The following is a 25,505-nucleotide window of genomic DNA, read 5'->3' as shown; positions in this document are numbered from 1 at the left end:
CGCAAGCTTACGGGGTCCGGGGGGTCGCGGCCGCACGACGGGCTAAACTGTCCGCGATCCGCCTACACATGAGACAGGGCAACTACGTGACTTTCACCGATCTTCAGATCGACCAGGACATGGTCGACGCACTGGCTGCGAAGGGGATCCTCGAACCGTTCCCCATCCAGACCCAGACCATCCCGCTCGCGCTCTCCGGCCAGGACATCATCGGCCAGGCCAAGACGGGCACCGGCAAGACCCTCGGCTTCGGCCTCCCCATCGTCCAGCGCATCGGCCTCTCGCCCGAGCCCGGCGTCAAGGTGCTGGTCGTCGTCCCGACCCGCGAGCTCTGCGTCCAGGTCGCCGAGGACCTCGAGGTGGCCACGTCGAACCGCGACACCAAGGTCGTCAGCATCTACGGCGGCAAGGCCTACGAGGGCCAGGTCGAGCAGCTCAAGGCCGGCGCGCAGATCGTGGTGGGCACACCCGGGCGCCTCCTCGACCTGGCCGGCCAGCGCCTCCTCGACCTCAAGGGCGTGAAGGAGGTCGTGCTCGACGAGGCCGACAAGATGCTCGACCTGGGCTTCCTCAGCGACATCGAGAAGATCTTCCAGCAGGTGCCGGCGACGCGCCACACCATGTTGTTCTCCGCGACGATGCCCGGCCCGATCGTGGCGCTGGCCCGCCGCTTCATGACGAAGCCGATCCACATCCGCGCCACCGACCCCGACGAGGGCCTGACGCAGGCGAACATCAAGCACGTCGTCTACCGCGCCCACTCGCTCGACAAGGACGAGGTCATCGCGCGCATCCTGCAGGCTGAGGGCCGTGGCAAGACCGTCGTCTTCACCCGCACCAAGCGCGCCGCCGCGAAGCTGGTCGAAGAGCTCAACGACCGCGGCTTCAACGCAGCCGCCGTGCACGGCGACCTGAACCAGGAGCAGCGCGAGCGCGCGATGGCGGCCTTCAAGGCCGGCAAGAAGGACATCCTGATCGCGACCGACGTCGCGGCACGCGGCATCGACGTCAACGACGTGACGCACGTGATCAACCACACGGTCCCCGACGACCACGACACGTACCTGCACCGCGCCGGCCGGACGGGCCGCGCGGGCAAGACCGGCATCGCGGTCACGTTCGTCGACTGGGACGACCTACACAAGTGGGCCCTCATCGACCGTGCCCTCGACATGGGCCAGCCCGAGCCCGTCGAGACGTACTCGTCGAGCCCCCACCTCTTCGAGGACCTCGACATCCCCGTCGGCACGAAAGGCCGCCTCAAGTCGGCTCCGAAGGCCGCCGTCGAGGGCGGCGCCGCCACGGCCCGCGAGCGCAACCCCGGCTCGCGCAGCCGGTCGCGCAGTGCCGAGGGCGAGTCCGGTCGTCGCGGAGGCGAGGGCGACTCCGGTCGCCGTGGAGGCGAGCAGTCGTCGCGACGCGAGCAGGCGCCCCGCCGCGACCAGGCGCCCGCCGAGGCCCCGACGGCAGCGCCCGCCGGCGACGGCGAGGCCCCTCGCCGACGCAGCCGCACGCGTCGTCGGCGCCCGGCCGGCGACGCCCCCGCGTCGTAGACCGAGCCCGGTCGACCCGAGAGGCCTCGTACCGTCACGGTGCGGGGCCTCCGTCGTCGCCCGCCCCGCTCGTCGGCCGGGCCGACCGCGCCCACCGGCGCACCTCGGGACGATCAGCCCTCGACGGGCCGCCAACCGGTCGCGGCGTCGACGATGCGCGCCAGCTGCTCGGGGTCGGTGCTGTTCTCGCCCAGCCGGTTGGGCTTGCCCGTCCCGTGGTAGTCGCTCGAGCCGGTCGTGATGAGGTCGTGCCGGGACGCGAGCTCGCGCAGGCGCTCGGCGCCCGCCTCCGTGTTCTCGCGGTGCCGCACCTCGACGCCCAGCAGGCCCGCCTCGACGAGCTGCTCGAACGACCGCGCCGAGATGTTCGTGTCGCGTCCGCGCGTCGCCGGGTGGGCGATCACGGGGACGCCGCCGGCTGCACGGATGAGCCGGATCGCGTCGATCGGGCTCGGCGCCTCGTGCGGCTCGTAGTAGCCGGAGCGCCAGTGCAGGATGCCGGCGAACGCCGCGCTGCGGTCGGGCGCGAGGCCCTTGGCGACGAGTGCGTCCGCGATGTGGGGCCGTCCCAGGGTCGCGCCCGGCGTCGACTGGGCCAGGACGTCGGCCCAGCTCACGTCGTAGTCCGCCGCGATCCGCTCGACGATGCGCTCGGCGCGGTGCAGCCGGCTGTCGCGCAGGCGTGCCGTCTCGGCGACGAGGGCGGCGTCCTCGGGGTCGAACAGGTAGGCCAGCATGTGCACGCTGTTCATGCCGAGCCTCGTGCTCATCTCCATGCCCGGGACGAGCGTCAGGCCGCTGCCCGCGACGGCCCGGGTGGCCTCGGACCAGCCGGCCGTCGAGTCGTGGTCCGTGAGGGCCACGACGGCGAGGTCCGCGGAGACGGCCGCGGCCACGAGCTCGGCGGGGGTCTCCGTGCCGTCCGAGACGCTGCTGTGGGTGTGCAGGTCGATCGGACGGTGGGGCATCCTCTCATCGTAGGCCGACCCCGCTCCGGCCCGCCCGAGCGTCCTCCCTGCACAGGACGGGCGGTCGCCTATGCTCGGTCCCGCCATGATCCGTCGTCTCGTCGCCTTCGTCATCGTCCTCGCGGTCGCCGCCGCCCTGTTCGTCCTGCTCTGGCCGCAGCAGCTCGACCTCCAGCGGACGTGGCCCGTCGCCCAGCTGGTCTCGTTCCGCGGGGCAGCGGCGGCCGTCGCCGGTGCGCTGGCCGTGGTCCTCTTCGTCGTCGGGATCGCCGCCCGTCCGCTCCGGTCGATCGCCGCCTCCCTCGGGGTGCTGCTGCTCGTCTTCGGGGCCGTGTCCATCGGCGTGGCCGCCGCCAGGGGCCTCGGCCGCGACGACTTCGTCGAGGCGCTGCCGACCGACCTGACGGTCGTCGTCTGGAACACCGAGGGAGGCGCGCCCGGCGCCGAGGCGATCGCCGCGTTGGCCGTCGAGGAGGGCGCGGAGATCGTCAGCCTCCCCGAGACGAGCGCCGAGACCGCGACCGCAGTGGCCGACGCCATGGCGGTGGCCGGGTTGCCGATGACCGTCAAGACCGTCGAGTACCCCGCCCAGGGCGGCTCGGAGCCGACGTCGTTGCTCATCGCGGCGGCCCTCGGCGAGTACACGGTCGCCCTGGCCGAGGACGGCACCGCCGTCGAGACGACGCCGCTCATGCCCTCGGTCGTCGCCACCCCGGTCTCGGGGACGGGGCCGACCATCGTCGCCGCCCACCCCGTCGCACCGACGACCGCGCAGATGGACCCGTGGGAGGCGGGCCTCCGGTACCTCGCGGACGCCTGCACGGACGGGAACGTCATCATGGCGGGCGACTTCAACGCGACCCTCGACCACATGGCCGGCCTCGGGACCGCGGGCGGCGCCCTCGGCCGGTGCCGGGACGTCGGGGTGACGACCGCGAACGCCGGCCTGGGCACCTGGCCCACCGATCTCCCGCCGCTGCTCGGCACCCCCATCGACCACGTCCTCGCGACGCGTTCCTGGATGCCGACCGGCTACAAGGTCGTCACCGACCAGGACGAGGCCGGCAGCGACCACCGCCCCGTCGTCGCCCAGCTCACCATGACGGGCGCCTGACGCCGTACCGGGTTGGCCGGCCCGCGACTTCGCGGGAGAATGGCGGCATGGACGCACAGAAGGCACCCCGTGCCACCACGAACCGATCGACCACCCCCCGCTCGGACTCGTTCAAGGACTACATCTCGTCCCAGTGGGCCGATCGCGACGAGGTGATGCCCGCGGCCCGCGAGGAAGCCGCGTTCGCCGCCGCGCGGCGGGCTCGCCTCTCGGAGCTGCACCGGGGCGAGCGCCTCGTCGTCCCGGCCGGGCGCGCGAAGGTCCGCTCGAACGACTGCGACTACCCGTTCCGGGCGCACTCCGCCTTCGCGCACCTGACCGGCTGGGGCTCCGCCACCGTGCCCGGCTCGGTGCTCGTCCTGGAGCCCGCCGGCGACGGACACGACGCCACGTTGTACTTCCGCGCCAGTGCCGGTCGCGAATCGGACGAGTTCTACGCCGACCCCGAGATCGGGGAATTCTGGACGGGACCTCGCCCCTCGCTCGCGCAGGTCGGCGCCGACCTCGACCTCGCCACCCGTGAGCTCGCCGAGCTGGACGCCGTCGTCGCCTCGTCGACCGGCACCACCCTGGTGCTCCGCGAGGCCGACCCCGAGCTGACCGCGCGCGTTGACGCCGTCGTCGCGGCCGCCGTCGACTCCGCCGGCCCGGACGAGACGGGCGTCGACGAGACGGGCACGGACGAGACGGGCGCGGACGCGACCGACGCCGACCCGACGTCCGCCGCGGCCGTCGACGTCCTGGCCCGCGACGCGAGCGAGCTGCGCCTCGTCAAGGACGCGTGGGAGGTGGCGCAGATGCGGCAGGCGGTCGCCGTCACCGGCCGCGGCTTCTCGGACGTCATCGCGGACTTCGACGACATCGTCGCCCACCCCCGTGGCGAGCGCCTCGTCGAGGGCACCTTCAACCGTCGCGCCCGGGCCGACGGCAACACGGTGGGCTACGACACCATCGCGGCCTCCGGCGACCACGCCTGCGTGCTGCACTGGACCCGCAACGACGGCCCGGTCGCCGACGGCGACCTGATCCTGATCGACGCCGGCATCGAGCTCGACAGCCTCTACACCGCCGACATCACCCGGACGCTGCCGGTGTCGGGCCACTTCAGCGACGTGCAGCGACTCGTCTACGAGGCCGTGCTCGAGGCCGCCGACGCGGCGTTCGCCATCGTGCGCCCCGGCATCGCGTTCCGCGAGATCCACGCCGCCGCGATGCAGGTCATCGCCGAGCGCACCGCCGAGTGGGGCTTCCTGCCCGTCAGCGCCGCGGAGAGCCTCGAGCCCGACCACCAGTACCACCGCCGCTACATGGTGCACGGCACGAGCCACCACCTCGGCATGGACGTGCACGACTGCGCAGCCGCGCGTCGCGACCTCTACCTCGACGGCGTCCTCGAGCCCGGCATGGTGTTCACCATCGAGCCCGGGCTGTACTTCCAGCCCGACGACCTCACCGTGCCCGAGGAGTTCCGCGGCGTCGGCGTCCGGATCGAGGACGACATCCTGGTGACGGCCGACGGTGCCGAGAACCTCTCGGTCGGCGTCCCGCGCACGGTCGCGGACGTCGAGGCCTGGATCGCTCGCCCGTAGCACCGTGTCCGCGGGGAGAGCCCCGGCCCCCACGGGAAGAGCCCCGGTCCCCTCAGGGGGCCGGGGCTCTCGTGTGCCCGGAGCACGGGCCCCGCAGGAGGCGCGTGCCGGGCAGCTGCGTCAGTCGCGTCCGGCGCCGGGCCCCGACTCCGTGCCGTCCACGCCGTCCACGCCGTCAGCGCGTCCTGCGCCGTCCACCCCGTCCGTCCGGTCCACCTCGCCCGCGGGACCGGCGACGTCGTCGCCGCGTCGCCGGCTCGTCACGAGCACGACGACCACGGCCACGAGGGCCAGCACGACGATGCCGATCCCGATGCCCACGACGAGGCCGAGGTTCGACTCGTCCGGGTCGGCGCTCTGGACGAGGGCCTCGCCGGTGGCGGCGTCGGTCGGGTCGGCCGAGGCCGACGAGACGACTGCGCCCGTCGACTCCGCGCCTCCCGGCTCCTCCGAGGCAGTGGGCTGCCCCGCACCGTCCCCGCCCGCGCCCTCGTCCGAGGTGTCGCAGGCGGGCCGGGTGGCGGCTCCCTCGGCGACGCTCGCCCCCGCGGGCGGCGCCCAGGTGAAGGGCAGCGACGCCGACACGGTGTGGCCGTCGGCCGAGACGGCTTGGTACGTCATCGTGTAGTCGCCCGCCGCGCCGAGCGCGACCCCGGTGCTGAGGGTGGCCCCGCTGGTGGCCGAGCAGCCGTCCTCGAAGTGCCGCCCGGAGGCGTCGGTCACCTCGAGCACGTTCGACGAGCCGGTTCCCGACAGGTCGAGGATCACGTCGTTGAAGGTGATCGACGCCTCGGTCAGCTCGGCGGACTGCGTGCTGCCCTCGGCGGGTGCGCTGCTCACGACGTAGTCGTGCGCCGAGGCGGACGAGACCGGTGCGAGCGCGAGCAGGCCCGCCGCCCCGACGCCCACGACACCGGCGACGAGAGCGGCACGGGACGGTCGCCGGCCGGCCGGCGCGCGACCGGGCAGGGTCGAGGAGGCGCGGATCACCGGCGCTCCCCCGCCGCGTCCGTGCCGGGTCGGGTCGCACCCGCGGCGCGAGGCCGTCGGGTCAGCGCCACGACGCTCACGACGAGCGCGACGGCGCCGAGCGCGAGACCGCCGATGCCGAGGCCCACGGCGACCGAGTCCGAGGCGGAGCCGGCGTCGCCGGACGACGAGTCGTCGCCCGCCGCGACGGCCGCGCCGTCCGCCTCGTCCGACATGTCGTGGCCGCCGTGCTCGTCGGCGGGCGGGGCGTCCTCGACGTACAGCACCGGGGCCGGGAACTCCGGCTCCTCGCCCGAGGCGGGAGTCTCGTCCGCCCAGTCGACGACCGAGCCGTCCGAGTAGGTCTGGTGAGCGGGCAGCGTGATCGAGCCGGTCTCCGGCACCGCGCCCGCGGAGATGACGAACTGCTGGAACTCCCCCGGGCCGACCTGCGTGCCGGGGTCGGCCGTCCAGGTGACCTCGGTGGGCGCCTCCGTCACGGTCGCGCCGTCGAGCTCGACGGGCTCGGGGAGGGTGCTCGTGGTGACGACCGTCGTCCAGCCGGGCAGCGGCTGGTAGGTGACCGACGTGAAGGGCGTGTCGGTCGGCAGGTCGACGGTGAGGCCGACGGTCCCGGCCGTGGCCGACTCGGTCGGCACCTTGAACGTGAGGGTGGCGTACGAGCCGGGGTCGACCTGGGCCGGGTTCACGCGTACGTGCGCCGACGCCGCCAGGGGGGCGGCGAGCGTGAGAAGTGCCGCCGCGCCGAGGGCTGCGGCGACGCGCGCGGCTGCGGCCGGACGCGAGGAGGAGCGGGTGGTGGTCATGGTGGTGGTCCTGTCTGGCCGCGCGGCGGCGGCCGGTGTCGTCTGGTCTCGGGCCTCGTCGTCGAGCGGACGGCGGGCCGGGCACCGGCGTCGGGAGTCGACGCCGGTGCGGTGGTCAGACGGGCAGGGGCGGACCGCGGAGGGGCCTCGCGCTGATCGCCCGGAGGGGCGGCGCGCGCCGACCGGGCAGGGCGAGGACGGGACGGAGCCGCGGGCCCGTGCTCACGGGCGGCACGGCCCCGGAGAGCGCGCGGCGCACGCGGGCGAGACCGTGGGCGGCCACGACGGCCAGGCGCTCGAGGCAGTGGGCGCCCCAGCGCAGCCCGACCACGGTGACGAGCGCGGCGGCCGCGTGGGCGGCCCACATCAGCCCGCCGGCCATGGCCATGTGGTGCCCGCCGGGCGCGGCGAGCACGTCGGACGTACCGACCGTGACGACCAGTGGCGAGTGGTGCCCGCCCGCCGACGACGCGCCGGAGCCGGCGGCGCCGCCCAGCGAGAACAGCAGGTGGAACGCCAGCTGGCTGGCGGCGACCGAGACGGCGAGCCGGAGCAGCGAGGCCCGACGGCCGGTCAAGGCGATGCAGAGGGGCACCGAGAAGGCGAGCGCGAGCACCACCCCGAGGGCGCCGGGCTCGGCCCCGCCGCCCGCGACGTGCGAGAAGGCGGCGACGACGACGGAGAAGCCGGCGGTCAGCCAGCCGCGGACGAACCGCGTCCATCTCGGGGCCATGGCGCTCTCTCGGGTCGGGGACGGTCATGCCAGTTTACTGGGGGCCGGGGTCGCCGACGGGCCGGGGCGGGACAGGTCCGTCGACGCCGAGCGACCTCTCCTGCCGGTCGCCGCGGGGAGGCAGGCGAGGGCGGCACCTGCGGCTGCCGTTGCCGTTGCCGTTGCCGTTGCCGTTGCCATTGCCGCTGCCGCTGCGGGACAGCGGGGTCACGGGACGGCAACGATCCCGCACGACAGGTCGGGCGCCTCCTACGCTCGGCCCATGGGGCGGCTGAGCACGACCACGACGACCGGGGCGGTGCTCGCCGTGCTGCTGGCCACGGCGGGCTGCGCCTTCGACACCACGGCCCCGCCGAGGCCCGTGGCCGAGGTCGTCGACGGGGCGCCCGACTGTGCGCTGAGCACCGACGCGTGGATCGTGCCCGAGCCGGGCACCGCGCCGTCGGCCCCTCCGCCTCCCCGGGCCGGGTCGGTGCCGGAGGGCTTCACGCCGGTCTCCGCCGTGCGGTGCGCGGGGACGACGGACAGCGTCGACGACGCGGACGGGCGCTGGTCCGCCCGGCTCGAGACGACCTGGACGGACGACCTCGACCGGCTGCTGGCTGCCCTCGCCGTGCCCGACGAGACCGGCGGGTCGGGCATGTGCACCGCCGACATGGAGATCGTGCCCGACCTCTGGCTGACCTCCGCCGACGGGCGGTCGATGCGTGCGGCGTGGCCGGTGACCGCGTGCGGCAAGACGCTGCCCGGCACGCACGACGTCCTCGACGCGCTCCCCGTCGAGGAGGAGCGGCTCGTCCGCGTCTCGCTGGTCCAGAGCCGGGCTGCGCTGGACGCCGGCTGCAGCATGCAGGCCTCACTGCCGTGGATGCTCGGCGGCTCGGGGATCGCGACCGAGCTGCTCGACCCTTCCGACCTCGATCGCGCGTGCGTGTACGCGGTCGCCCCGCCGCTCCCGGACCCGACCGTGCCTGCCGACAGCCCGTTCGGCGCCGGTTCCGGTTCAGCCGCCGCGCCGGGGATGCCCACGAAGTCGGTCACGAGCGGGACGTTCACGCGGGTCGTGCCGCTCGCTGACGGCGTCGGGCCGCGGCTGGTGCTCGCCGCCGGGCAGCCGTCGACGCCCGGACTCGAGCGGTGCGACGCGACCGCGACGTCGTTCGTGACGTTCCCCGACCACGCGCCGGGCAGCTCCCTGCCGACGGATCCGCGGCTCACCGCGGAGCTGGACGGGTGCGGGCGGCTGCTGACGAGCGACGGAGGCGCCAGGTCCCTCCCCGAGGACCTCGCGGGCCTCCTGCGCGGCTGACCGGGCCCGCCGACCGCCTGGTCGCCTCAGCGCCCGGTCTGCGGCCCGGCCAGGATCTGCTGCGCGCGGTGGGTGAGCTCCGGGTCGACGACGATCTGGTAGCTGCGGGCGAGCACCTGGTGGGTCGAGGTGAAGTCGCGGCGGCGCCGGCTGATCGCGAAGCTGGCGAGGCCGTAGAGCATGCCGAAGCCGGCGCCGATCAACGACGCCGCGAGGATCGTCGTGACGGAGGCGGTGTCGGGCGAGAAGAGGAGCATGACGGCCCCGAAGAAGACGCCGATCCAGAGGCCCGTGACGGCGCCGGCCAGCGCCGCACGGCCGTAGGTCAGCCGGCCGGTGACCCGCTCGACCGTGGTGAGCTCGTTCCCGATGATCGCGAGCTGCTTGATGGGGAAGTCGGCGTGCGAGAGGCGCTCGACGACGGCCTGGGCCTCGGGGTAGCTCGCGTAGGTCCCGAGGACGTCGCCGCGCGGCAGGGTCGGGATGCTCGGCGCTCGGCGGCCCCACGGGCTCGGGTTCGTCATGAGAGCAGTGAAACACGTCGGCATGGACGGCAGCACGCGGCGCGGTCGGGCTGAGCGACTAACTTGGAGGCGTGAGCGCCACCAGAGTCTTCGTCGCCCGTCTCGCCGGGTGCTCCGTCTTCGACCCCGCCGGCGACAAGGTCGGCAAGGTGAGGGACGTCCTCGTCGTCTACCGCCGTGAGGACCCGCCGCGGGTCGTCGGCCTGATCGTCGAGGTGCCCGGCAAGCGCCGCGTCTTCGTCAGCATCGGCCGCGTCACGAGCATCGGCTCGGGGCAGATCATCACGAGCGGCACGATCACCCTGCGTCGCTTCGAGCAGCGCGGCGGCGAGACCCGCGTCATCGCCGAGATGCTCGGCCGACGGGTCTCCCTGCGCCGTGACGGCGGCCGCGCCGTGGTCGAGGACGTCGCGATCGACGAGGTCAGCGAGGGCGACTGGGAGATCGGCCAGCTGTTCCTGCGCCGTCCGAAGACCACGCCGTCGCCCTTCGGCAAAGGCCCCACCGCGTTCGCCACGTGGGACGAGGTCGTCGAGGAGAACGAGCCCGGCGAGGCCCAGAGCGCCGAGCACCTCATCGCCGCCTACTCCGACCTCGTTCCCGCCGACCTCGCGAACACGCTGCTCGACCTGACCCCGGAGCGCCGCCTCGAGGTGGCCTCCGAGCTGTCCGACGACCGCCTGGCCGACGTGCTCGAGGAGCTGCCGGAGGACGAGCAGGTCGAGATCTTCTCCCAGCTCGACGACCAGCGCGCCGCGGGCGTGCTCGACCAGATGCAGCCCGACGACGCCGCCGACCTCATGTCCCAGCTCGGGGACGAGCGCAAGGAGCAGCTGCTCCAGCTGATGGAGCCGGAGGAGGCGGACGACGTCCGCATGCTGCTCAGCTACGACGCCGACACCGCCGGCGGCCTGATGACCACCGAGCCGGTGATCGTCTCGGCCGACGCGACGGTGGCCGAGGGCCTCGCCCTGATCCGTCGCCACGAGCTCGCGCCGGCGCTCGGCGCCGCGGTCTGCGTCACGCTGCCGCCGTACGAGCCGCCGACCGGCCGGTTCCTCGGCATGGTGCACTTCCAGCGGATGCTCCGCTACCCGCCCAACGAGCGCCTCGGCACGCTGCTCGACCAGCAGCTCGAACCGGTCCGCGTCGACGCGACGGCCCTCGAGGTGACGCGGGTCATGGCGACGTACAACCTCGTGAGCGTGCCCGTCGTCGACGCCGCTCACCGCCTCGTCGGGGTGGTGACCATCGACGACGTCCTGGACCACGTGCTGCCCGACGACTGGCGCAGCAACGACCAGGACAGACCGCTCAGCCGCTCCCGGGCGCGTGCCCGCCGCGCCCCCCTGACCACGACCCCGACGACGACCCCGAGGAGGACCACCGGTGGCACGCGATAACCGGAGCACCGTCCGACTCGACTCGCCCAAGGGCCTCCGCACCCGGGTGCTGCCGGGGCGGCGCCGTGCCGGGCGCGACCGCTTCGGCCGTGCCACGGAGGCGATCGCCCGCGCCATGGGCACGCCGCAGTTCCTGATCGCCCTGACGGCGTTCTGCGTGCTGTGGATGGTCTACAACACGACGGCGCCCGACTCGATCCGCTTCGACAGCGCCGCGATCGGCTTCACGGCGCTGACGCTGATCCTCTCGCTGCAGGCCTCCTACGCCGCGCCCCTGATCCTCCTCGCACAGAACCGCCAGGACGACCGCGACCGCGTCCAGTTCGAGCAGGACCGCCAGCGGGCCGAGCGCAACCTCGCCGACACCGAGTACCTCGCCCGCGAGGTCGTGGCCCTGCGGATCGCGATCCGCGACATGGCCAGCAAGGACTTCATCCGGGCCGAGCTGAGGGGGCTGCTCGACGAGATGGACCGTCGGGACGAGGAGGCGGCTGCGGCGGCCACGACGGACGACGCGTCCCGTGGCTGACACCGCTGACGCAGGCACCCCCGCCGGACGCGTGCGGACGGCGCTGGGATCGGTGCTCGACCCCGAGATCCGCCGACCGGTCACCGAGCTGGACATGATCGGCGACGTGTCGGTCGACGCGGCGGGCGCGGCGACGGTCTCGGTGAAGCTGACCATCGTGGGCTGCCCCGCGGCCGACACGATCGAGCGCGACGTGCGGGCCGCGACGGCCTCGGTCGACGGCGTCACGGACGTGACGGTCGCCGTCACCGTCATGACGAAGGAGGAGCGGCACGCACTCACCGAGAAGCTCCGAGCCGGCCGGGGCGCCCGTGTGCAGCAGTTCGGGCCGGACTCGCTCACCCGCGTCATCGCGGTCACGAGCGGCAAGGGAGGGGTGGGCAAGTCGACCGTGACCGCCAACCTCGCCGTCTCGCTCGCGGCCCGCGGCCTCTCGGTCGGCATCGTCGACGCCGACGTCTACGGCTTCAGCATCCCGGGCCTGCTCGGCCTGGTCGGCCCGGACGGCGCCGCCGTCAAGCCCACGCAGGTCGACGACATGATCCTGCCCCCCGTGGCCCACGGGGTGAAGGTGATCTCGATCGGCATGTTCGTCGACGACTCGTCCGTCGCGGTGGCCTGGCGCGGCCCGATGCTGCACCGCACCATCCAGCAGTTCCTCACGGACGTGTTCTTCGGCGACCTCGACGTGCTGCTGCTCGACCTGCCACCCGGCACGGGCGACGTCGCGATCTCGGTCGGGCAGCTGCTGCCCCACGCCGAGGTGCTGGTCGTGACGACACCCCAGCCCGCGGCGGCCGACGTCGCCGAACGCAGCGGCGTCGTGGCCCGCCAGACCGGCCAGCGCCTCCTCGGCGTGGTCGAGAACATGGCCGGGCTGGCTCAGCCCGACGGCTCCGTGCTCGAGCTGTTCGGCACGGGCGGCGGCGCCGAGACGGCACGCCGGCTCTCGGCCGGACAGGAGGCGGACGTGCCGCTGCTCGCCAGCGTGCCGCTGAGCCTCGGGCTGCGCGAGGGCGGCGACCAGGGCGCGCCCGTCGTCGTCGCGGCGCCCGACGACCCCGCGGCGCGGGTCATCGACGCGCTCGCGGGCACGCTCGCGGTGCGCCCGCGGAGCCTCGTCGGTCGCCGGCTGGGCCTCAGCGTCAGCTGACGGCGTCGGCGGACGGCATCCGGGTGCACGAGAGGCCCCCGTGCAGGTGCACGGGGGCCTCTCGGGTGTCTCGATCGCTCGCCTCTCGCGGGCTGGCGCGCTCAGGAGGAGACGCGGCCTGCCCGCCGGCTCGTCATCGGTTCCAGCACGGACCGACGGCGAGGGGAGGCGGCGACGAGCCGACTAGGACCAGCGGGTGAAGGTGCGGGTCGGGATGGCGCGGTAGCCGTCGCGGGCGACCGCGACGACGGATCCGACGATGCCGATGCTCGCAGCGACGGCCAGGACGATGATTCCGGTGAACATGTTCTTCTCTTTGTCTGCGCTGTCGCGCGGTGTGGGCAGGACGATCGACCGCATCCTGGACCAGGTCGTGCTGGGCACGACGACGGGTCTCGTAGGCGGTCGGTCAGCCTCGTTGCGGATGCTCGGGACCAGGTCGACCGAGCGGAGAGGGCATGGGGTCCCTCTGATGACAAGGTCAAGTCTGCGCCCTCACAAAGGGAAGTACAACCATGCTTTTCTACCGTGACACCGTAGAATCACTACATGGACGTCAAGAGGCTGGAACTGCTCCGGGAACTCGCCGAGCGGGGCAGCATCGCCGCGGTCGCCAAGGCGACGCACCGTACCCCCTCGGCCGTCTCGCAGCAGCTGAAGGTCCTCGAGAAGGAGGCCGGGGTCGCCCTGACCGAGCGGGTGGGCCGCGGCGTCGTCCTGACGGGCTCGGGCCGCGTCCTCGCCCAGACCGCCACCGACGTGGCCGTGGCCCTCGAGCGCGCCCAGGCCGTCTGGGCCGACTTCGTCGCGACGCCCCAGGGCGAGGTCACCCTCGCGACCTTCCCCACCGGCGGGCAGATGCTGCTGCCTGGCCTGCTCCGGACCATCGCCGAGACGCCGGGCCTCACGGTCGTGGCGACCGACCACGACCCGTCCATCCTCGAGTTCGCCGACCTCGCCGCCGACCACGACGTCGTCGTCGCGCACTCCCCCGATGGGCGCGCCTGGCGCGGGCGCGGACTCGTGACGGTCCCGCTGCTCACGGAGCCCCTCGACGTGGCGCTGCCGGCCGACCACCGACTCGCGGGACGAGCCTCGCTCTCGCCGGGCGACCTCGAGGGCGAGACGTGGATCGGGGTCCCGACCGACTTCCCGTTCGAGTGGGTCTACCGCGAGATCGAGCGCGTCACGGGCAGCCCCGTGCGCGTCGCCCAGCGCTTCAGCGACACCAAGGTGACCGAGTCGCTCGTGGGGGCCGGCCTCGGCATCGCGGTGCTGCCCCGGTTCACCGCGAAGGAGGCGCGGGACGACATGGTCCTGCTGCCCCTCGAGAGCATCCGAGCCGTCCGCTACGTCTCGGTGCTGATGCGTCGCGACCGGGCGGAGCGGCCGTCCGTCCGCCGCGTCGTCGACGCCCTGCGCGCGGAGGCCTCGCGGGTCGCCGCGCTGCACGGCGGGGTCTGACGCGGTGCTGCAGGGCCGGAGCTGCGCGACCGGCGGCGGGGCAGGGCTAGGTCGCCTCGGCGTCCCACGGGGGCACCTCGCCGACCGCGAGCGGCTCGGGCGCCGGCCGTGGGCCGCCGCCGGGGAGCCCGACCGACACGGCAGCCGCCGTCGCCGGGGCCATGGCGCCCGACACGGGCTTGGTGGCGGCCTCGGGGGCGTCGAGGAGGGCGTCGCGGATGATGCGCCGCGGGTCGTACTGCCGCGGGTCGAGCTTCTGCCACTCGACCTCGTCGAACTCGGGCCCCATCTCGTCGCGCATGCGGGCCTTCGCGCCGTTCGCCATGTCGCGCAGGCTGCGGACGAGCTGGGCCAGCTTCGAGGCGTAGCCGGGCAGGCGCTCGGGGCCGAGGAGGAAGACGGCGAGCACGCCGATCACCAGCAGCTTGTCGAACGTCAGACCGAACAGGGACACGCATGCAGACTAACGTCTGCCCCCGACAGCCAGCCCCTAGGCTTGGGCACCGAGGAGTGAGTGTGTCGCAGATCGAATCGAGCTGGAAGTTCGCGGAAGAACTCGTGACGGAGAGCGGACCGCTGGCCGAGGCTCGGCAGCACTCGCTCGAGGTCGGGGTCGAGGCCGTCTCCCCCGCCGTCGGCGCGCAGCTGGCCGTCGCCACCGCCTCGTCGCGGGCCCGCAGCATCATCGAGATCGGCACCGGGGTCGGCGTCAGCGGCCTCTGGCTGCTCGCCGGTGCGCCCGACGCGACCCTCACCTCCATCGACCGTGAGATCGAGCACCAGCAGGCGGCGCGCGACGCCTACCTGCGCGGCGGCGTGCCTGCCGCCCGGGTGCGCTTGATCACCGGCCGGGCCGCCGAGGTGCTGCCGCGGATGAACGAGAACAGCTACGACGTCGTCTTCGTCGACGCCGACCCCGGCTCCGTCATCGAGTACGTCGAGCACGGGCTCCGGATGGCCCGCCCCGGCGGCCTCGTGCTCGTCGCGCACGCGCTGTGGCACGGTGCGGTCGCCAACCCGGCGAGGCGCGACGCGACGACGACGGGGTTCCGCACCCTGCTCACCGAGGTCTCGACCTCGCCCGCCGTGATCAGCTCGCTGTCGACGGCCGGCGACGGCCTCCTCCAGCTCGTCAAGCGCTGACGGCCCCGAGCCCGTCGCTGGGCGCACGGCGTCCGCACGCACGCCGACGCCGTCCGCACGCCGACGCCCCGCCGGCCTGGGGCCGACGGGGCGTCGAGGGTGATGCGGGAGGTCGTGCCTAGTCGCCGACGACGTTCGCCAGCGCGTCGTGGAGCTCTCGTGCTTCGTCGTCGTTGACCGACACCACGAGGCGGCCGCCACCTTCGAGCGGAACGCGCACGATGATGAGACGGCCCTCCTTCACGGCCTCCATAGGCCCGTCGCCGGTCCTCGGCTTCATGGCTGCCATCAGATAGTCCCCTTTCGCGAAGATTCAGATCCCATTATCCGTGATTCTGCGGCTGACACCTAAACAGGAGGAGGCGTCACCCGGCTCACGGGGGCGTCCAGTCGTACCCGTCCACCCACCAGCACCAGTCGATCCAGAGCCACTGGCCCGCCACGGCGAGCAGCACGATCACGACTCGCCAGACCCTCGAGCGCGGCAGCGCGAGCACGCCGAGCAGCGGGAACAGCGGCATCAGCAGGCGCCAGGTGCTCGACTGCGGGAAGAAAACGGCGAGCAGGTAGAGCGCGTAGGCGAGGCTCCAGAGCCGCAGGTCGACACCGAGTCGGCGTCCCCACGGACTGAGCAGGAGCACTCCGAGGGCGATCACCGAGATCACCAGCAGAGCCACCCCCAGACCACCCGGGAACCACCAGTTCGCACCCTCGATCCAGGGCGTGAACGGCACCAGCGGGCCGTAGCCGATGTACGCCGAGCGCCAGGCGAGCTCCGTCTCGGTGTACGCGTCGAGCCTGCCGGTGACGAGTCCGGCGACGAGCAGCCAGCCGACCCCGAAGACCGCCGTCGCCACCGTCGCCGTCCCTGCGGCGAGCATCTCGCGGCCGGGGAACGGGTCGTCGCGTCGGCGCCACCAGCGCCAGATCGTGTGCAGGCCGAGCGCGAGGGCCAGCGGCAGGGCGCCCGGCCGCGTGAACGACATGACCAGCACCACCGGCAGCATCGCCACGTATCGCCGCTGCAGGAGCAGCAGCAGGGCCGCACAGAGCAGGAACAGGAACATCGACTCGGCGTACGCGACCTGCAGCAGCGGCGACAGCGGCGAGGCGCAGAACAGCACCACGCCGAAGAGCGCGGTGCCCTCGGGCAGCACCCGTCGGAGGAGCTTGTGGAAGAGCAGCGCCGTGCCGCCCGCGAAGACGGTCGACACGACGACGGCGAGGGTCGCGAAGGAGGCGCCGGTCAGCTCCATCAGACCGCGCACGAGGAACGGGTAGGCCGGCATGAACGCCCACGCGTTCTCGGCGACGTGGCCCGTCTCGGTGAGCGGCAGGGCCGACGGGTACCCCACGGCCGCGATGATGTAGTACCAGTGGCCGTCCCAGATGCTGGCGAAGCTCGCGTAGTCCGGGCTCGCGAGCGTCCAGGCGTTGGCGCCTTGCCGCTGCGCGAAGCTGACCAGCAGCGCCGTGCTGACGACGCGCGACAGCACGAACACGCCGAGCACGCGGGCCCACCACGGCAGCAGCCGCCAGCGGACGGTCAGCCAGCGGCGCGCGTCGGAGGCACGCGACGCCGGACGGCCCGACGACGCCGGACGGGTCGACGACGCCGGGGACGGCCGCGTGGTCAGGCCGTCAGCCACGCCCGCAGTCCGCGCTCGTTGTCGAGGATCTGCTGCACGGGCACGCGCTCGTCGTCGTGGTGGGCCAGCAGCGGGTCGCCGGGGCCGTAGTTGACCGCGGGCACGCCGAGGGCGGAGAAGCGGGCGACGTCGGTCCAGCCGTACTTCGGCTTCGCCTCGCCGCCGACGGCCTCGAGGAACTGCCGGGCCAGCGGGGCGTCGAGGCCGGGGCGGGCGCCCGGGGCGAGGTCGACGATCGTCACGTCGAAGTCGGCGAAGAGCTCGCGGACGCGCGCGACGGCCTCGTCCGCGCTGCGGCTCGGCGCGAAGCGGTAGTTGACGTGCACCATGCACTCGTCGGGGATGACGTTGCCGGCCACGCCGCCCGTGATCCCGACGGCGTTCAGCCCCTCGCGGTAGACGAGGCCGTCGACCTCGACCTCGCGCGCCTCGTACGCGGCCAGGCGGTCGAGGATCGGGGCGGCCGCGTGGATGGCGTTCGAGCCCACCCACGAGCGCGCGCTGTGCGACCGGGCACCGAAGGTGCGGATCTCTGCCCGCAGGTTGCCGTTGCAGCCGCCCTCGACCTCGCTGCGGGTCGGCTCGCCGAGGATGGCGAAGTCGGCCTCGAGGAGGTGCGGGTGCAGCCGTGCGAGCCGCCCCAGCCCGTTGAGGGCGTCCGACACCTCTTCGTGGTCGTACCAGACCCACGTGACGTCGACCACGGGCTCCGTGAGCTCGACCGCGAGGCGGAGGTGGACGGCGCTGCCCGCCTTCATGTCGACGGTGCCGCGGCCCCACAGGTACTCGACCCCGTCGTCGTCGGTCTCGAACCGGGTGGGCAGGTTGTCGTTCAGCGGCACGGTGTCGATGTGCCCGGCGATGACCACGCGACTGTCGCGGCCGAACTCCGTCCGGGCGACGATCGCGTCGCCGTCGCGGAACAGCGTGAGGTGCTCGTGCCCCTCGAGGGTCTGCCAGATCGAGTCGGCCACCGCCTGCTCGTTCCCGGAGACGGACTCGACGTCGCAGAGCTGGCGGGTGACGTCGACGGCGGACACGCTCAGGTCGAAGGGCGGCATGGACCCGAGTGTAGGGCCGGTGCCCGGCAGGTCGCCGGGCGGCGCCTCCCCGCCGCCCTACGATCGAGGGCATGACCACGGACACCCCCGCCGCCACCCACGCCCACGGGTACGGGCTCGCCACCGTCGCCAGCGACGGCAGCACGCTCGACACCTGGTTCCCCGCGCCGTCGCTCGGCCGGCTGCCCGCCGACCGCGACCCGGCCCTCGTGCCCGCCGAGATCGCAGACGCCGCCGGCACCGACGCCCGTCGAGGCGTCGACCTCGTCCCGGTGACCGTCGAGATCGAGCTCGCCACGCCTCCTGCGTCGACCCCCGACGCCTACCTGCGGCTGCACCTCCTGAGCCACCTGCTCGTCGCGCCGAACACCATCGACCTCGACGGCGTCTTCGGCCACCTGCCCATCGTCGTCTGGACCAACGCCGGACCGGTGCACCCCGACGACTTCACCCGCCTCCGCCCGTCGCTGCAGCGCGCCGGCATCGCGACGACGGGCATCGACAAGTTCCCGCGGATGCTCGACTACGTCACCCCCGACCGCGTGCGCATCGCCGACGCGTCGCGGGTGCGCCTCGGCGCCCACCTCTCACCCGGCACCACCGTGATGCACGAGGGCTTCGTCAACTTCAACGCGGGCACGCTCGGCGCGTCGATGGTCGAGGGCCGCATCTCGCAGGGGGTCGTCGTCGGCGACGGGTCGGACATCGGAGGCGGCGCCTCCATCATGGGGACCCTGTCGGGAGGCGGCACCCAGCGCATCACCATCGGCGAGCGCGCGCTGCTCGGCGCCAACGCCGGCATCGGCATCGCGATCGGCGACGACACCGTCGTCGAGGCCGGCCTCTACGTCACGGCGGGCACCAAGGTCGTCGTCGTGGGCGGCACGCCGACGAACGACGGCAAGCAGCAGACGGTCAAGGCCGTCGAGCTCTCGGGCCGCCCGGGGCTGCTGTTCCGCCGCAACTCGGTGACCGGCGCCGTCGAGGTGCTGCCGCGCAAGGGCCACGGCATCACGCTCAACTCGCAGCTGCACGCGTAGCGGCGAGGACAGGACGGGCGGGTCCGTCGTCCCCGGGTCGTCGTCGACGCCCGGTCACGACGGACCCGCCCGTCTGCGCTGCTGGTGCCGCTGCTAGCGCTGCGGCCAGTCGCGCTGGGTCTCGCCCAGGTACAGCTGCTGCGGGCGGCCGATCTTGGTCGCGGGATCCTGGTTCATCTCGCGCCAGTGGGCGATCCAGCCCGGCAGGCGGCCGATGGCGAACAGCACCGTGAACATGCGCGGAGGGAAGCCCATCGCCTTGTAGATCACGCCGGTGTAGAAGTCGACGTTGGGGTAGAGCTTGCGCTCGACGAAGTAGTCGTCGGCGAGGGCGATGTCCTCGAGCTCCATGGCGATGTCGAGCAGGTCGTCCTTGACGCCGAGCGCGGCGAGCACCTCGGTTGCGCTCTCCTTCACGAGTCGGGCACGGGGGTCGAAGTTCTTGTACACCCGGTGGCCGAAGCCCATGAGCTTGACGCCGTCTTCCTTGTTCTTGACCCGCTCGACGAAGCGCTCGACGCCCTGGCCGCTGTCGCGGATCTCGGCGAGCATCGTGAGCACGGCCTCGTTCGCGCCGCCGTGAAGCGGGCCGTAGAGCGCGCTGATGCCGGCCGAGATGGACGAGAACATGTTCGCCTGCGTCGAGCCCACGAGGCGGACGGTCGACGTCGACGCGTTCTGCTCGTGGTCCTCGTGCAGGATGAGGAGGCGCTCCAGCGCCTTCGAGAGGACGGGGTTGACCTCGTACGGCTCGGCCATCGTGCCGAAGTTCAGCTTGAGGAAGTTGTCGACGAAGCTCAGCGAGTTGTCGGGGTAGAGGAACGCCTGGCCGAGGCTCTTCTTGTGCGCGTACGCGGCGATGACCGGCAGCTTCGCGAGCAGGCGGATGGTCTGCAGCTCGACCTGGGCAGGGTCGCTGACGCTCATCGACCCCTCGTAGAAGGTGCCGAGCGCGCCCACGGCGCTCGAGAGCACCGACATGGGGTGCGCGTTGTGCGGCAGCGCGTCGAAGAAGCGGCGGAGGTCTTCGTGCAGCAGGGTGTGGCGGCGGATGCGGGCGTCGAAGTCGGCGAGCTCGTCGGCGGTGGGCAGCTCGCCGTAGATGAGCAGCCACGCGGTCTCGAGGTAGGTCGAGTTCTCGGCCACCTGCTCGATCGGGTAGCCGCGATAGCGCAGGATCCCCTCGTCACCGTCGATGTAGGTGATCTTCGAGCGGGTCGCGGACGTGTTCACGAACCCCGTGTCGAGGGTCGTGTAGCCGGTCTGCTTGGTGAAGCTCGAGATGTCGATCGACGAGGCACCCTGGGTGCTCGGCACGATCGGGAACTCGGCCGTCCCCCCCGGGAACTGCAGCGTGGCCTTCTGGGCGTCGTTGGCAGGATCAGTCACCCTGTCACCCTAGCGGTCAGCCCTGGAGGCGCTCCACGGCCGCGGCGATCCGCTCGTCCGTCGTCGTGAGGGCGACCCGCACGTGGCGCCCGCCGTCGACGCCGTAGAAGCTGCCGGGCGCGACGAGAACGCCGCGCTCGGCGAACCAGTCGACGCTCGTCCAGCAAACCTCGTCTCGGGTCGCCCAGAGGTAGAGCCCGGCCTCGCTGTGGTCGATGCGGAAGCCCGCGGCCTCGAGCGCCGGTGCCAGGGCCGCGCGACGGGCCCGGTAGCGCTCCTTCTGCTCACGCACGTGCGCCTCGTCGCCGAGGGCTGCACGCATGGCCTCCTGCACCGGGGCGGGCGGCATGAGGCCGGCGTGCTTGCGCACGGCCAGGAGCTGGCCGATCACGTGGTCGCAGCCGGCCACGAAGCCGGCCCGGTAGCCCGCGAGGTTCGACTGCTTGCTGAGTGAATAGACGCTGACGACGCCGTGCAGGTCGTCGCCGACGACCCTCGGGTCGAGGATGCAGGGCGTCGGGCTGTCGGCCCACTCGCCCTCCCAGCCGAGCTCCGCGTAGCACTCGTCGCCGGCGACGACGGCGCCGAGCTCGCGGCCGCGCGCCACGACGGCACGCAGGTGCTCGTGGTCGAGGACGGCTCCGTCGGGGTTGCCGGGACTGTTCACCCAGATCAGCCGGGTCGACCCAGGCCACTCGGCGGGGTCGTCGCTGGCCAGCACGTCGGCGCCGACGAGCGCAGCGCCGAGCGCGTAGGTCGGGTAGGCGGCGACGGGGTGCACGACGGTGTCGCCGGGGCCTAGGCCGAGCCAGAGGGCCATGCCCGCGATGAGCTCCTTGGAGCCGATCGTGGGCAGGACGTTCGCGTCCTGCAGGCCGGACACGCCCCTCCTGCGCTCGTACCACTCGGCGACGGCCGCCCGCAGCGCGGGGGTGCCGGCGACCTGGGGGTAGGCGTGGGCGTCGGTCGCGGCCGAGAGGGCCCTGGCGACGACCTCGGGGGTCGGGTCGACGGGCGAGCCGACCGAGAGGTCGACGATGCCGCCCTCGTGCCGACGGGCGACGGCGGCCGCCGCCGCGAGCGAGTCCCAGGGGAAGTCGGGCAGCGACAGCGCCACGATCGACCGGGGCCTAGGCCTGCGCGCCCTGCGGGGGCAGGGCGGAGATCACGGGGTGGTCGCCCGCGATGACGCCGACCTTCGCCGCACCGCCGGGCGAGCCGATCTCGTCGAAGAACTCGACGTTGGCCTTGTAGTACTCGGCCCACTTGTCGGGCAGGTCGTCCTCGTAGTAGATCGCCTCGACGGGGCACACGGGCTCGCAGGCGCCGCAGTCGACGCATTCGTCGGGGTGGATGTAGAGCGAGCGTTCGCCCTCGTAGATGCAGTCGACGGGGCACTCGTCGATGCAGGCACGGTCTTTGACATCCACACAGGGCAGTGCGATCACATACGTCACGTTCGGGGGGTTCCCTTCACCTCGGGCAGAGGGTCCAGCCTAGCGCGCCGTCGGCTGGGTGCCGGCGGAGGAGGCGGTGGGCGCGGAGTCGGACGCGGTCGACGACGCGGCGGTCGACCCGGCGTCGGGCCCGGCGCCCCGCTGCGGCAGGGTCGGCCAGGCGATCACGACCATCGCGATGAGCAGGGGGCAGAAGGTCCACGCGTAGCCGGGGCCGTTCGCCGGCACGAGCGCCGAGCCGCCCGCACCCGGCTGGGACAGCAGCGCGGCGGCGCCGAGCAGGCCGAGCGCGACCGCGACCGCGACGACGCGGGAGCCGAAGAGGAGGCGCATGCCGGCCAGCAGCGCCGCGGCCATCACCAGCGACAGGACGAGGCCGGACCAGATCGGCGCGCCGGCGACGGTGACGGTGCCCTGGTGGGCGACCGTGCCGAGGGCCCCGAAGACGACCCCCGCCGCGAGGGCGAGCACCGTGGTCGCCACGCGGCCGCCGGTGCTCATGTCGGCGAACTCGGAGGCGCCGGCGGGGCCGGACGCCCGGGAATCGGGCTCCGGCACGAAACGGAACGACTCGCTCGTGCCCACGGGCTGGACCGCGCCGTGGGGGAAGAGGATCCCCGCCGCGCCCCGGGGCAGGTCGACGACCTCGACCTGCGTCCGGTAGCGGCGCAGGGCGGCCAGACGACGCGCGGTCGAGGCGCGGACGTCGACCGTGCGGACCGAGTCGTCGGCGGCGAGCGCCTCGGCCTCGGCCCCCGTGGCCTGTTCGGCGCCGGCGACGACGGCGAAGAAGGGCACCTCGGCCAGGCGCGCGACGCGCACGGCGGCCCGGTTGGCCCGGACGTGGTCGGGGTGGTGGTAGCCGCCGTCCTCGTCGTAGCTGACGATCGCCGTCGGCCGCACGGACTCGACCACGGCCTGCAGGTCGGACACGATCTCGCCGAACTCGGCCGCGCAGAAGGCGGCGCCGTGCAGGTCGGGGGTAGGGCCGGCCACGCCGTCCGACCGCCAGACCATGCCGCTGTCGCGGTAGACCCTCGCCGGCAGCCCGTGGGTGCGCGCCTCGGGGTCGCCGAGGAACCGGTGGTCGCGGACGCCGAGGTCGCGCATCGCCTCCGCGATCTCGCCCTCGCGGTGCGCGGCGAGGGCGGCTTCGTCACCGCGGAGCCGGGCCAGGTCGTCGGGCATGACCTCGCCGAGCTCGCCGCGGGTGCAGGTGACGATCGTCACCTCGGCGCCGGCGTCGACGAGGGCGGCGATCGTGCCGCCCGTCGCGATCGTCTCGTCGTCCGGGTGCGCGTGCACGAAGAGGACCCGCTCGGCCCGCAGGGCGGAGGGCTGGCCGGGGCGGGCATCGCCCTGGCGGGCATCGGAGGCGGAGCCGAAGTACGTCATCACTGGACAGGATATGCCGCCCCGCACTATGGTCGGTCCGGCCCGGGAAGCTGGTGAGGTTAGCCTAACCAAACTATCCGGACCGGTCGCGGTCACCCCACCGCCGCACGCCCTCCTCTCGAAAGCCGTCGCCCGTGCTCGCCAACTACCTCATCGGACTCCGCGAGGGCCTCGAGGCCGCCCTCGTCGTGGGCATCCTCATCGCCGCCGTCGTCGTGCTCGGCCGCCGGGACGTCCTCCCCCGCCTCTGGCTGGGCGTGGCCGCCGCCGTCGTCCTCTCGCTCGGCCTCGGGGCCGTGCTCACCTTCGGCGCGTACGGCCTGACGTTCCAGGCCCAGGAGATCATCGGCGGCGGCCTCTCGGTCGTCGCCGTCGGGTTCGTCACCTGGATGGTCTTCTGGATGGCCCGGACGGCGCGCAGCATGCGCGGCGAGCTCGAGTCGAGCCTCGACCGCGCGATCGCCGGCGGAGCCTGGGCGGTCGTCGCGCTCGCCTTCCTGTCGGTCGGGCGCGAGGGCATCGAGACGGCCCTGTTCGTCTGGGCGACGGTGCAGTCGACCGGAGGCGGCGAGGCACCGGTCGTGGGCGCCCTGCTCGGCATCCTCACGGCCGTCGCGATCGAGGTCGCGATCTACCGCGGGGTCGTCCGCCTCGACCTCCGTCGGTTCTTCACGGTCACCGGGTACCTGCTCGTGCTCGTCGCGGCCGGGGTGCTCGCCTACGGGGTGGGAGACCTGCAGGAGGCGGGCGTGCTGCCGGGCCGCACCTCCCTCGCCTTCGACGTCAGCGCCGCCGTGCCCCCGACGAGCTGGTGGGGCACCCTGCTGCAGGGCCTCGTCAACTTCACCCCGACGCCGAGCTGGCTGCAGGCCGGCGTCTGGCTCGCCTACCTCGCCGTCGTCGTCCCGCTCTTCGCGCGCGCCACCCGTGGCCGCGCGCCCCGCCCGGCGGAGACGACCCCCGCCTCGCCGAGCGGCTCCCCCACCGACCGTCCCACCGCCCGCACGACCGCAGGAGCACCACGATGACCCCTCGCCCCCTCGCCCTCGTCTCCGGCGCGGCGCTCGTCGCGCTCGCCCTGACCGGCTGCGTCGCGAACTCCCCCGGCGGCGCCGCCACGGCCGGCGCGACCGTCGTCACGGTCGACGGGAACGCCGACGCGTGCGCGCTCTCGGCCACGACGGCGCCGAGCGGCCCTGTCACGTTCACCGTGACGAACACGGGCGACGACAACACCGAGTTCGAGCTGCTCGCCTCCGACGGCCTGCGCATCATCAGCGAGAAGGAGAACATCGGGCCGGGCACCAGCGCCTCGATGACCGTCGCCGTGCAGCCCGGCGACTACGTCACGGCGTGCATCCCCGGCCTCGTCGGCGAGGGCGTCCGCGCCCCGTTCACGGTGACCGACTCGGGCGCCGACGTGACCCCCGTGGGGACCGAGAAGGAGCAGGTCGACGACGCGGCCGCCGCGTACCTCGGCTACGTGAAGGACCAGGTCGGCCAGCTCGGCCCCGCGACCCAGGCCTTCCTCGACGCGTACACGACCGGCGACGATGACCTCGCGCGGAGCCTCTACCCCACCGCCCGCGCGTACTACGAGCGCATCGAGCCCGTCGCCGAGTCGTTCGGCGACCTCGACCCGAAGATCGACTTCCGCGAGGCCGACGTCGAGCCCGGCACGGAGTGGACCGGCTGGCACCGGATCGAGAAGGACCTCTGGCAGCCGACCGCCGACGAGAACGGCGGTGAGGCGTACACGCCCCTGACCCCGGACGAGCGCACCCGCTTCGCCGGCCTGCTCACGTCGGACACGGCCGAGCTGCAGTCGGCCGTCACGGCCAGCGGTTTCTCGATCAGCATCGACACGATCAGCAACGGCGCCGTCGGCCTGATGGACGAGGTCGCCACCGGCAAGATCACCGGCGAGGAGGAGATCTGGTCGCACACCGACCTCTGGGACTTCCAGGGCAACCTCGAGGGCGCCCGCGTCGCCTACGAGGGCGTGCGCGACATCGTCGCCGACAAGGACCCGGAGCTCGTGGACCGCATCGACTCGCGCCTCACGGCCCTCGAGGACCTGCTCTCGTCGTACGGCATCCTCGAGGCCGGCTACCCCTCGTACACGGAGCTGACCGACGCCGACAAGAAGGCGCTCAGCGACGCCGTCAACGCCCTGAGCGAGCCCCTCAGCGAGCTCACCTCGACCCTGGTCGGCTGACGGGTGCGCGAGGGCGGA

General features: G+C 73.4%; 26 protein-coding genes. 12 read left to right on the top strand and 14 right to left on the bottom strand.

Annotation, left to right across the window (positions count from 1 at the left end; genetic code table 11):
- Positions 1-86 precede the first annotated feature (86 nt).
- Complete coding sequence (locus EDF20_RS10035; protein ID WP_133738548.1) at positions 87-1,553, top strand: DEAD/DEAH box helicase; 1,467 nt, start codon at positions 87-89, stop codon at positions 1,551-1,553.
- A gap of 113 nt (positions 1,554-1,666) precedes the next feature.
- Here the strand turns inward: EDF20_RS10035 and EDF20_RS10030 are convergent, their stop codons facing one another.
- Positions 1,667-2,521 carry a PHP domain-containing protein gene (locus tag EDF20_RS10030; RefSeq protein WP_123548143.1) on the bottom strand — a complete coding sequence of 285 codons (855 nt, stop codon included), beginning with the start codon at positions 2,519-2,521 and terminating at the stop codon, positions 1,667-1,669.
- A gap of 85 nt (positions 2,522-2,606) precedes the next feature.
- Between EDF20_RS10030 and EDF20_RS10025 the strand changes: the two genes are divergently transcribed.
- Entirely contained in the window at positions 2,607-3,635 is a 1,029-nt protein-coding gene (locus EDF20_RS10025; protein WP_166644797.1) for an endonuclease/exonuclease/phosphatase family protein, read from the top strand.
- A gap of 47 nt (positions 3,636-3,682) precedes the next feature.
- The gene (locus tag EDF20_RS10020; protein ID WP_133738546.1) at positions 3,683-5,224 is read left to right on the top strand and encodes an aminopeptidase P family protein; all 1,542 of its coding nucleotides are present in this window, start codon (positions 3,683-3,685) and stop codon (positions 5,222-5,224) included.
- A 120-nt stretch (positions 5,225-5,344) separates the two neighbouring features.
- Here the strand turns inward: EDF20_RS10020 and EDF20_RS10015 are convergent, their stop codons facing one another.
- From EDF20_RS10015 to EDF20_RS10005, 3 genes are all read right to left on the bottom strand, one after another.
- Positions 5,345-6,214, bottom strand: coding sequence for a copper resistance CopC family protein (locus EDF20_RS10015; RefSeq protein ID WP_243833436.1), 870 nt, complete (start codon positions 6,212-6,214; stop codon positions 5,345-5,347).
- A complete protein-coding gene (locus EDF20_RS10010; protein WP_133738545.1) occupies positions 6,211-7,020 on the bottom strand; it encodes a YcnI family protein in 810 nt (269 codons plus the stop codon). The genes EDF20_RS10015 and EDF20_RS10010 overlap by 4 nt, the downstream gene beginning before the upstream one ends.
- A 115-nt stretch (positions 7,021-7,135) precedes the next feature.
- Positions 7,136-7,753 carry a hypothetical protein gene (locus tag EDF20_RS10005; protein WP_133738544.1) on the bottom strand — a complete coding sequence of 206 codons (618 nt, stop codon included), beginning with the start codon at positions 7,751-7,753 and terminating at the stop codon, positions 7,136-7,138.
- A gap of 262 nt (positions 7,754-8,015) precedes the next feature.
- On the opposite strand from EDF20_RS10005, the gene EDF20_RS10000 reads away from it, so the two are divergent.
- Positions 8,016-9,062 carry a hypothetical protein gene (locus EDF20_RS10000; RefSeq protein WP_133738543.1) on the top strand — a complete coding sequence of 349 codons (1,047 nt, stop codon included), beginning with the start codon at positions 8,016-8,018 and terminating at the stop codon, positions 9,060-9,062.
- A gap of 26 nt (positions 9,063-9,088) precedes the next feature.
- Here EDF20_RS10000 and EDF20_RS09995 read toward each other — a convergent pair whose 3' ends face one another.
- Positions 9,089-9,586 (bottom strand): general stress protein, encoded by a 498-nt coding sequence (locus EDF20_RS09995; protein WP_123548137.1) that lies wholly within the window; start codon positions 9,584-9,586, stop codon positions 9,089-9,091.
- Between the two features lie 71 nt (positions 9,587-9,657).
- Here EDF20_RS09995 and EDF20_RS09990 point away from each other — a divergent pair, with 71 nt between their 5' ends.
- From EDF20_RS09990 to EDF20_RS09980, 3 genes are read left to right on the top strand one after another with little or no spacing between them, the layout of a single operon-like run.
- The gene (locus EDF20_RS09990; protein ID WP_133738542.1) at positions 9,658-10,989 is read left to right on the top strand and encodes a CBS domain-containing protein; all 1,332 of its coding nucleotides are present in this window, start codon (positions 9,658-9,660) and stop codon (positions 10,987-10,989) included.
- Positions 10,976-11,518 carry a DUF1003 domain-containing protein gene (locus tag EDF20_RS09985; RefSeq protein ID WP_133738541.1) on the top strand — a complete coding sequence of 181 codons (543 nt, stop codon included), beginning with the start codon at positions 10,976-10,978 and terminating at the stop codon, positions 11,516-11,518. The genes EDF20_RS09990 and EDF20_RS09985 overlap by 14 nt, the downstream gene beginning before the upstream one ends.
- Positions 11,511-12,671, top strand: a complete 1,161-nt coding sequence (locus tag EDF20_RS09980; protein WP_243833435.1) for a P-loop NTPase — start codon at positions 11,511-11,513, stop codon at positions 12,669-12,671. The genes EDF20_RS09985 and EDF20_RS09980 overlap by 8 nt, the downstream gene beginning before the upstream one ends.
- Positions 12,672-12,854: 183 nt before the next feature.
- On the opposite strand, the gene EDF20_RS09975 is transcribed toward EDF20_RS09980, so the two are convergent.
- On the bottom strand, positions 12,855-13,055 hold the full coding sequence (locus EDF20_RS09975) for a hypothetical protein (RefSeq protein ID WP_133738540.1): 201 nt from the start codon (positions 13,053-13,055) through the stop codon (positions 12,855-12,857).
- 165 nt (positions 13,056-13,220) lie between these two features.
- Here EDF20_RS09975 and EDF20_RS09970 point away from each other — a divergent pair, with 165 nt between their 5' ends.
- The gene (locus EDF20_RS09970; protein ID WP_123548134.1) at positions 13,221-14,135 is read left to right on the top strand and encodes a LysR family transcriptional regulator; all 915 of its coding nucleotides are present in this window, start codon (positions 13,221-13,223) and stop codon (positions 14,133-14,135) included.
- Between the two features lie 46 nt (positions 14,136-14,181).
- Here the strand turns inward: EDF20_RS09970 and EDF20_RS09965 are convergent, their stop codons facing one another.
- Positions 14,182-14,583, bottom strand: a complete 402-nt coding sequence (locus tag EDF20_RS09965; RefSeq protein ID WP_123548342.1) for a Sec-independent protein translocase TatB — start codon at positions 14,581-14,583, stop codon at positions 14,182-14,184.
- Between the two features lie 68 nt (positions 14,584-14,651).
- Here EDF20_RS09965 and EDF20_RS09960 point away from each other — a divergent pair, with 68 nt between their 5' ends.
- Positions 14,652-15,278 carry an O-methyltransferase gene (locus tag EDF20_RS09960; protein WP_166644796.1) on the top strand — a complete coding sequence of 209 codons (627 nt, stop codon included), beginning with the start codon at positions 14,652-14,654 and terminating at the stop codon, positions 15,276-15,278.
- 118 nt (positions 15,279-15,396) lie between these two features.
- Here EDF20_RS09960 and EDF20_RS09955 read toward each other — a convergent pair whose 3' ends face one another.
- The 3 genes from EDF20_RS09955 to dapE all read right to left on the bottom strand — a co-directional run bounded on the left by EDF20_RS09955 (position 15,397) and on the right by dapE (position 17,988).
- The gene (locus EDF20_RS09955; RefSeq protein WP_123548132.1) at positions 15,397-15,567 is read right to left on the bottom strand and encodes a DUF3117 domain-containing protein; all 171 of its coding nucleotides are present in this window, start codon (positions 15,565-15,567) and stop codon (positions 15,397-15,399) included.
- An 85-nt stretch (positions 15,568-15,652) separates the two neighbouring features.
- The gene (locus tag EDF20_RS09950; RefSeq protein WP_243833434.1) at positions 15,653-16,927 is read right to left on the bottom strand and encodes a hypothetical protein; all 1,275 of its coding nucleotides are present in this window, start codon (positions 16,925-16,927) and stop codon (positions 15,653-15,655) included.
- On the bottom strand, positions 16,912-17,988 hold the full coding sequence (dapE, locus tag EDF20_RS09945; protein WP_133738539.1) for a succinyl-diaminopimelate desuccinylase: 1,077 nt from the start codon (positions 17,986-17,988) through the stop codon (positions 16,912-16,914). The genes EDF20_RS09950 and dapE overlap by 16 nt, the downstream gene beginning before the upstream one ends.
- Positions 17,989-18,059: 71 nt before the next feature.
- On the opposite strand from dapE, the gene dapD reads away from it, so the two are divergent.
- On the top strand, positions 18,060-19,028 hold the full coding sequence (gene dapD / locus EDF20_RS09940; protein ID WP_133738538.1) for a 2,3,4,5-tetrahydropyridine-2,6-dicarboxylate N-succinyltransferase: 969 nt from the start codon (positions 18,060-18,062) through the stop codon (positions 19,026-19,028).
- Positions 19,029-19,121: 93 nt separating this feature from the next.
- On the opposite strand, the gene EDF20_RS09935 is transcribed toward dapD, so the two are convergent.
- The 4 genes from EDF20_RS09935 to EDF20_RS09920 are packed head-to-tail and all read right to left on the bottom strand — an operon-like array spanning position 19,122 to position 23,269.
- Positions 19,122-20,417, bottom strand: a complete 1,296-nt coding sequence (locus tag EDF20_RS09935) for a citrate synthase (protein WP_123548129.1) — start codon at positions 20,415-20,417, stop codon at positions 19,122-19,124.
- A 16-nt stretch (positions 20,418-20,433) separates the two neighbouring features.
- Complete coding sequence (gene dapC, locus EDF20_RS09930) at positions 20,434-21,534, bottom strand: succinyldiaminopimelate transaminase (RefSeq protein ID WP_133738537.1); 1,101 nt, start codon at positions 21,532-21,534, stop codon at positions 20,434-20,436.
- Positions 21,535-21,547: 13 nt separating this feature from the next.
- Entirely contained in the window at positions 21,548-21,874 is a 327-nt protein-coding gene (gene fdxA, locus EDF20_RS09925) for a ferredoxin (protein WP_123548127.1), read from the bottom strand.
- Between the two features lie 39 nt (positions 21,875-21,913).
- A complete protein-coding gene (locus EDF20_RS09920) occupies positions 21,914-23,269 on the bottom strand; it encodes a PIG-L family deacetylase (RefSeq protein ID WP_133738536.1) in 1,356 nt (451 codons plus the stop codon).
- A gap of 134 nt (positions 23,270-23,403) precedes the next feature.
- Between EDF20_RS09920 and efeU the strand changes: the two genes are divergently transcribed.
- Both efeU and efeO read left to right on the top strand, forming a co-directional pair.
- Complete coding sequence (gene efeU / locus EDF20_RS09915; protein ID WP_133738535.1) at positions 23,404-24,297, top strand: iron uptake transporter permease EfeU; 894 nt, start codon at positions 23,404-23,406, stop codon at positions 24,295-24,297.
- Positions 24,294-25,487: an iron uptake system protein EfeO gene (gene efeO / locus EDF20_RS09910; protein ID WP_133738534.1), complete on the top strand. Its 1,194-nt coding sequence runs from the start codon at positions 24,294-24,296 to the stop codon at positions 25,485-25,487. The genes efeU and efeO overlap by 4 nt, the downstream gene beginning before the upstream one ends.
- Positions 25,488-25,505 lie beyond the last annotated feature (18 nt).

The sequence above is a fragment of the Frigoribacterium sp. PhB116 genome, assembly GCF_004364285.1.
Lineage (GTDB): Bacteria > Actinomycetota > Actinomycetes > Actinomycetales > Microbacteriaceae > Frigoribacterium.
This window is presented reverse-complemented; position numbering and strand designations above follow the sequence as displayed.

What these genes read in the sequence shown, in the direction of transcription:
- EDF20_RS10030 (WP_123548143.1), bottom strand. Translation starts at nt 2,521, where the DNA reads ATGCCCCACCGTCCGATCGACCTGCACACCCACAGCAGCGTCTCGGAC.
- EDF20_RS10025 (WP_166644797.1), top strand. Translation starts at nt 2,607, where the DNA reads ATGATCCGTCGTCTCGTCGCCTTCGTCATCGTCCTCGCGGTCGCCGCC.
- EDF20_RS10020 (WP_133738546.1), top strand. Translation starts at nt 3,683, where the DNA reads ATGGACGCACAGAAGGCACCCCGTGCCACCACGAACCGATCGACCACC.
- EDF20_RS10010 (WP_133738545.1), bottom strand. Translation starts at nt 7,020, where the DNA reads ATGACCACCACCCGCTCCTCCTCGCGTCCGGCCGCAGCCGCGCGCGTC.
- EDF20_RS10005 (WP_133738544.1), bottom strand. Translation starts at nt 7,753, where the DNA reads ATGGCCCCGAGATGGACGCGGTTCGTCCGCGGCTGGCTGACCGCCGGC.
- EDF20_RS10000 (WP_133738543.1), top strand. Translation starts at nt 8,016, where the DNA reads ATGGGGCGGCTGAGCACGACCACGACGACCGGGGCGGTGCTCGCCGTG.
- EDF20_RS09995 (WP_123548137.1), bottom strand. Translation starts at nt 9,586, where the DNA reads ATGACGAACCCGAGCCCGTGGGGCCGCCGAGCGCCGAGCATCCCGACC.
- EDF20_RS09970 (WP_123548134.1), top strand. Translation starts at nt 13,221, where the DNA reads ATGGACGTCAAGAGGCTGGAACTGCTCCGGGAACTCGCCGAGCGGGGC.
- EDF20_RS09955 (WP_123548132.1), bottom strand. Translation starts at nt 15,567, where the DNA reads ATGGCAGCCATGAAGCCGAGGACCGGCGACGGGCCTATGGAGGCCGTG.
- dapE (WP_133738539.1), bottom strand. Translation starts at nt 17,988, where the DNA reads ATGCCGCCCTTCGACCTGAGCGTGTCCGCCGTCGACGTCACCCGCCAG.
- dapD (WP_133738538.1), top strand. Translation starts at nt 18,060, where the DNA reads ATGACCACGGACACCCCCGCCGCCACCCACGCCCACGGGTACGGGCTC.
- EDF20_RS09920 (WP_133738536.1), bottom strand. Translation starts at nt 23,269, where the DNA reads ATGACGTACTTCGGCTCCGCCTCCGATGCCCGCCAGGGCGATGCCCGC.
- efeO (WP_133738534.1), top strand. Translation starts at nt 24,294, where the DNA reads ATGACCCCTCGCCCCCTCGCCCTCGTCTCCGGCGCGGCGCTCGTCGCG.